Origin of the sequence: Agathobaculum sp. (genome assembly GCF_050946325.1) — a bacterium.
Taxonomy (GTDB): domain Bacteria; phylum Bacillota; class Clostridia; order Oscillospirales; family Butyricicoccaceae; genus Agathobaculum.
In genome coordinates, this window is record NZ_JBMNUP010000122.1 from 1 (window position 1) to 5,695 (window position 5,695).

At 57.9% G+C, this 5,695-nt stretch carries 5 protein-coding genes; all 5 read left to right on the forward strand.

Going from position 1 to position 5,695, the window contains the following annotated elements; genetic code table 11:
- A partial coding sequence (locus ACOYIE_RS08725; protein WP_433412379.1) for a beta-galactosidase trimerization domain-containing protein occupies positions 1–1,471 on the forward strand: 1,471 nt, incomplete at its 5' end.
- 1 nt (position 1,472) lies between these two features.
- Positions 1,473–2,978: a right-handed parallel beta-helix repeat-containing protein gene (locus ACOYIE_RS08730; protein ID WP_123158374.1), complete on the forward strand. Its 1,506-nt coding sequence runs from the start codon at positions 1,473–1,475 to the stop codon at positions 2,976–2,978.
- A complete protein-coding gene (locus tag ACOYIE_RS08735; RefSeq protein WP_282146915.1) occupies positions 2,975–3,769 on the forward strand; it encodes a 6-phosphogluconolactonase in 795 nt (264 codons plus the stop codon). The genes ACOYIE_RS08730 and ACOYIE_RS08735 overlap by 4 nt, the downstream gene beginning before the upstream one ends.
- The gene (locus tag ACOYIE_RS08740; protein ID WP_433412382.1) at positions 3,766–4,770 is read left to right on the forward strand and encodes a hydroxyacid dehydrogenase; all 1,005 of its coding nucleotides are present in this window, start codon (positions 3,766–3,768) and stop codon (positions 4,768–4,770) included. Before ACOYIE_RS08735 ends, ACOYIE_RS08740 begins: the two co-directional genes overlap by 4 nt.
- A 4-nt stretch (positions 4,771–4,774) precedes the next feature.
- Positions 4,775–5,608 (forward strand): sugar phosphate isomerase/epimerase family protein, encoded by an 834-nt coding sequence (locus ACOYIE_RS08745; protein ID WP_282146917.1) that lies wholly within the window; start codon positions 4,775–4,777, stop codon positions 5,606–5,608.
- The last annotated feature ends 87 nt before the right edge of the window (positions 5,609–5,695 follow it).

Below are 5,695 nucleotides of genomic sequence, written 5' to 3' on the forward strand. Positions count from 1 at the left end.
CCTGACCCTGATCAGCATTTTTTGGGAATATGCCTGCCTGAACCCGGATTTCACCTTTTCGCAAAGCGCACGGAGCATGGGAGAAGCTTTCCGCGAAATTCGCCGGGAGGGCATCGGCAAGCTGCTGCTGTATGCGGCGAGGCAGGAGACGCTGGGCGTCGCCGTACACTATTCGATGGCGTCGGTGCACGGCACCACAGCCAACGGGCGGCGGATGGATTTTGAGCGCAACCGCCAGGGCTGGCTGGACGCGTTGGAAGATATGGGCTATCAATACCGTTTTGTGTCGTCGGCGCAGATCGAAGCGGTGGAATTGGAAAAAGGCGTCAAGCTTCTGATCCTGCCTTATTCCATTGCGGTAGGCAAAGCGGAGGCGCAGGCCATCCGTGCGTTTGTTCAGGCAGGCGGCGTGGTAGTAGGGGATTTCCAAACAGGCTTGATGGATGAACATTGCCGCAGCTATGATGCGGGGATGCTGGACGACTTGTTCGGGATCAGACGCCTGACGACGGACGCCGAACATTTCTATGTCTGCGAAGGGTTTACAGTCAATCCGGATTTTGATTATTTTAACTATGAACTGAAGCACATCCCCGGAAAAGAAGAGGAAATAGGGCCGGGCGTATGCTTTGCGGAAGTAGGCACCCGTGCCCAGGCGGGGACGGCAGCGTATATTGACGGCTTTATGAACCGCGTGGCCGCCGTGGTGGTGAACGAACATGGCGCCGGAAAAGGCGTGTACCTGAACTTTTCGCTTGCCGAGTATCCGCGTCTGCGCAAGGGCACGGACGGCGGCGCGGGCGTAAGGGACATTCTGCGCAATGTCATTGCATTGGCGGACATAAAGAAGCCGGCGGGCCTTTATACCGCTGACGGCAAACCCTATGAGAGCGGTGTGGAGAGTTTTTATTATTCCCTGGGAGAAAATCATGTAGTGGCGTTCCAGAGGGAACTGGATGAGGAAGTAGAAGTGAACTACGACGGCCTGACGGTCAACAGGGAAAACAGCCGGCCGCTGGATGTTCAAAAAGTGGAGATCCGGTTCGGCGGAGCCTGTCACATCTATGACATTCGTGCAAAGCAGTACCTGGGCTTTGGAGAAAAGGCGCAGGCCGGGCTGCAGGAGGGCGGAACGAACTTGTATGCGCTGCTTAATTACCGCGCCCTGGGCCTGACACTGGATGTGGCCGGAACTGTGTGCGCGGGGACAGAGGCTAAGCTGTGCGCGGAGCTGAAAACAGAGGGCGCAGTTCCCGGACAATGCGTGTTTGCCGTCAACGTCTACCGTCCGGATGGACGCTATGCGCCGCTGTATTCCATCAATGCGGCAGTGCAGGGAACGCGGCTGGAGCACGCCGTTCCCTTTGCGCTGAACGATATGCCGGGCATGTGGCGTGTAGAAGTAAAGGATGTATTGACAGGCGTGTCCGCCCAGGCGCAGGTCGAACTGGTGACGGAAGGAGAGATGTGATATGCGTATGGAATGGGCTTTGCCGCATAGTGCGGACGGCTGGCGCATCAAGCTGCGGGTCAACGATACACAGAAGCAGGCGGTGCTCTGCCTTGGCCACGGGAAAAAAGCGCCCATCAGGCTCATGGTTCGGCCCGACGGGGGCCTGAAGATGACTCACGGGCGTAGTGAACGCTTTTTGCCGCCGCCGGAAAAAAATTTGGCGAACTTTGCCGCACTGAACATCGAACGCTTTTTGTCCAGTGTGATTGTGCCATGCCGCAGCGGCACCGGTTATACGCTTGATGTGCGTCCTACGTCCTGCGGGCGGTACAGCGTGTGGGCCTATACGCCGGAAAATCCCAGAGGAACAGAATTTGCACGCGATTATTTTCCTGCGCCGGACGCCGCGGACATTGTTCCGGACGTACTGTGGCTGGAGCTTGACGTGCCCGGTGCTGTGGAAATTGAACAGGTGGAGGCCGCGCCTCCACTGCCGGAGGAGCGGCCCCATGCGCCGGCGGTATACCATGTCGGCCCCTCAAGAGGCATCAAGGACCTGCAGCAGGCGGCCTGGCTGGTCCGTCCGGGCGATATGGTGCTTGTAGACGCGGACTACCGGCATACGGGCGCGCTGGCCCTGCCTTATTCGGGACTGCCGGGGCTGCCCATTGTCTATAAAGGGCTGGGGACAGCGCAAAAACGGCCTGTGATCGATGGCGCTTTCGACATTTACGCGGTGGAGGCCTCAGGCCACTACACCGTGTTGGAGGGCTTTGAGATCTGCAATGCGGCCAAAGCCGGGGTGTGCCACCATGCCCACAGGCTGGAAATACGGGATTGTGTGATTCACAATTGCCTGATGGGAATCCTGAGCGATCAGGATATTGGTATGGGAGACTGCGAAGTGGACCGCTGCGAGGTTTACGGCTGCGGGCACGAGATGCACTCTCATCAGCTTTACATGGCAACAGACGAAGCGCGTTTCCCTGGCTCGGTTGTCAAGGTGCACGATTGCTTTATCCACGATTCACTGGGCGGCAACAACATCAAATCCCGGGCGCGGCGCAATGAGATCTATCACAACCGTATCGTAAACGCATATTATCACAATTTGGAACTGATCGGGCCGGACCCGGAGTTCAATCGTGCGCCCGGGGAACAGGAGGCGCACAACAGCGATATCTGGGATAATTATTTTGAAAATTCGCGTTGGTACCAGTTCCGGTGCGGCGGCGACGGGACGGGAGATTCCAACGGGACATTCCGGTTCGTGAACAATACGGTCGTTTCGGATTTTGTCGCGCGGGAAGAAGAGCTGCGCGTATTCCGCCTGATGTTTGGAATCAGGCGTATTGAAGCCTACGGCAACCGGTTCGTCAGCCGCGGGGAGCCGTCGTCCGATATGGTGCGGGAGATCAGGACCCGGTGGGTGGACGGAGACGCTTCGGAAAACCGGCTGCCGGGCCTGGAAAATGAAAACAGTATGGTGGGGGGAGAGATCCCCGCAGAAAGAGGAGAAAAATGAAAATCACAATTTGCAAAAGCGCCCAATCCCTGGGCACATGCGCGGCGGCGGACATCGCCGCGCGCCTGCGGGCGGCAGTGCAGGCGCAGGGAGGCGCGCGGCTGCTGGTGTCTACAGGGGCCTCGCAGCTGACAACACTGACGGCGCTTGTGGAAGAGGATGTTCCCTGGGACAAAATAGAGATGTTCCATTTGGATGAATACGTGGCTCTTCCGGAAACACATAAAGCCAGTTTCCGCAAATACCTGAAAGAGCGGTTTACCGGCCGCGTGCCGCTGAAGCAGGCCTGGTTTGTAGACGGCACGCGGGAAAACCTGGAACTGCTTACGCGGGAGCTCCGCAGGGCACCGGTGGATCTGGGGCTCATCGGCATCGGAGAAAACGGGCATATCGCGTTCAACGATCCTCCTGCGGATTTTGAAACGCGGGAAGCGTACCACATCGTGACGCTCAACGATACCTGCAAAAAACAGCAAGTTCGTGAGGGTTGGTTTGATACTGCGGCGGACGTACCGGCACGGGCGGTCTCCATGACGGCCTATCAGATCATGCAGTGCCGCGCCATTATCTCCTGCGTTCCCTATGCCGTAAAAGCTCCCGCCGTGCGTGACACGCTGGAAAGCCATGCGGTGACGAATCTGGTCCCGGCAACGCTCCTGAAACAGCATCCGGACTTTACGCTGTATCTGGACGGGGAGTCGGCGATGCTGACGGATGAAACCAGAATAGATCCGTTGGACGGAACGCTGGTGCTGGCGCACGAAAGCGACGGACGGAGGATACAGGCATGAAGATACAGGTGCTCAGCCCGAAAAACAGCAGACGCGACCTTTTTTTGACGCCAAAAAGCAGCAGTGCATTGGAAGCTGCCGGCACAGTGGCGTGGAATCTGCTGGGACGGCAGTATACGCAAGAGGAATTGGTGTGTGCGGTCCGTGAGGCGGATGTTCTTGTGACGGGCTGGGACTGCCCGCGCATTACGGCAAAGACCGTAAAAGCGGCGGGGCGCTGCCCGGGGCTGATTGCACATATGGGCGGCACGGTGGCTCCCTATATCGAACCGGAGCTTTACAGCATGGGGCTGCGGACGGTCTCTGCGAACGATATTTTTGCGAAGTCTGTGGCCGAAGGGACGGTGGCGGATATCCTGGCCTCGCTGCGGGATATCCCCTATTGGAACGCCGAGGTACAGGCGGGACGCTGGCGTCCGGATGACCACGGTTCACGCTCTTTATCCGGCAAAAAGGTAGGCTTGGTGGGGTATGGGACGATCACGCGGTATCTAATTCCGCTTCTGCGCGCGTTTGAAACGGATATTTGGCTGTACTCGGGCCATATGACGCCGGAAGCATGCGCCGCACTGGGGGTGCGAAAGGCAGAATTGGCGGAGATTTTTGCGGAATGCGACGTGATATCCCTGCATTGCTCACTCACGGACAAAACCCACCATCTGGTGAACGCGGGGCTGCTGCGGACCATCCGAGACGGCGCGTTGTTCGTGAATACAGCACGGGCCGGCGTCATAGACACACAGGCTTTGGAGGAAGAACTGAAGAAGGGCAGGTTCAACGCGGTGCTTGATGTATTCGATGAGGAGCCGCTGCCGGAAAGGTCCGCGCTGCGCGGCCTGCGCAACGTAATCTTGACGCCGCACATGGCCGGCCCGGCGGCTGATCTGTATGAGCCGATCGGTATGGAGATGGTACGGGAGATCGAACGCTGGCGCGACGGCTTTCCGCTCCGTTATGAGATCGGCCGCGAGGAAGCGTGCCGGATGACGGCGAAGGGGTAAACGTATGAAACTTTCATTTTCGACTTTAGGATGTCCGGATTGGAGCTTTGAGCAGATTGTAGAAAATGCGCACAGAATGGGATACAGCGCAGTGGAACTGCGCGGCGTGGGGAGCCAGCTGCGAACGGAAAAGCTTGCGTGCATGCTGCCGGAAAATCACGATGCCACCCGAAGCCTGCTGGATAAAAACGGTGTCTCGCTGTGCGGTGTGGGAACTTCGGTACGGTTTCACGACGCAGTAGAGTATTGGGATGCTCTGCAGGAGGGCCGGCGCGCGCTGGAGCTTTGCACGGAGCTGAAAATTCCGTTTATCCGCGTGTTTGGCGATGCGTTCCCGGACGGCGAAGCGCATGAAAATGTGGTGCGCCGCGTGACTGAGGGTCTGGCCTCTCTGTGCGCCTATGCGGCGTCTTTGTGCCCCGCCGCCCCGGTGCAGGTGCTTCTGGAGGTGCATGGAGACTTCAATACGCTGCCGCTGCTGCGGCAGATCTGCGATGCGCTGCAATATGCGCCGGGCTTCGGTTTGATTTGGGACGTGGAGAACAGCTATCTTTGGCATGGAGAAAATTTTGTTCCTTTTTATAAGGCGCTGCGTTCCCGTATTCGGCATGTGCATATTAAGGATTGCGTACTGAAAAACGCGAAACCGCATCCATGCCTTCCCGGGACAGGCGTTCTGCCCTTAAAGGCAATGATCACACAGATGCTGGCAGACGGGTATGACGGATATTTTTCCTTTGAATGGGAGAAGCGCTGGCATCCCGATATCCTGCCGCCCGAGCAGGCGCTTGTGCAATATGTCGGGTTTATGCGTGCGCTGGAGGCTGAAAACCAATGACGGAAGAAAAACAGGTCTGCCGTTGGGCGGAAGAAACGGCGCGGAAAATTTGCGGGAAAATGGCCTGGGTGCGCGAGCGAAATGCGG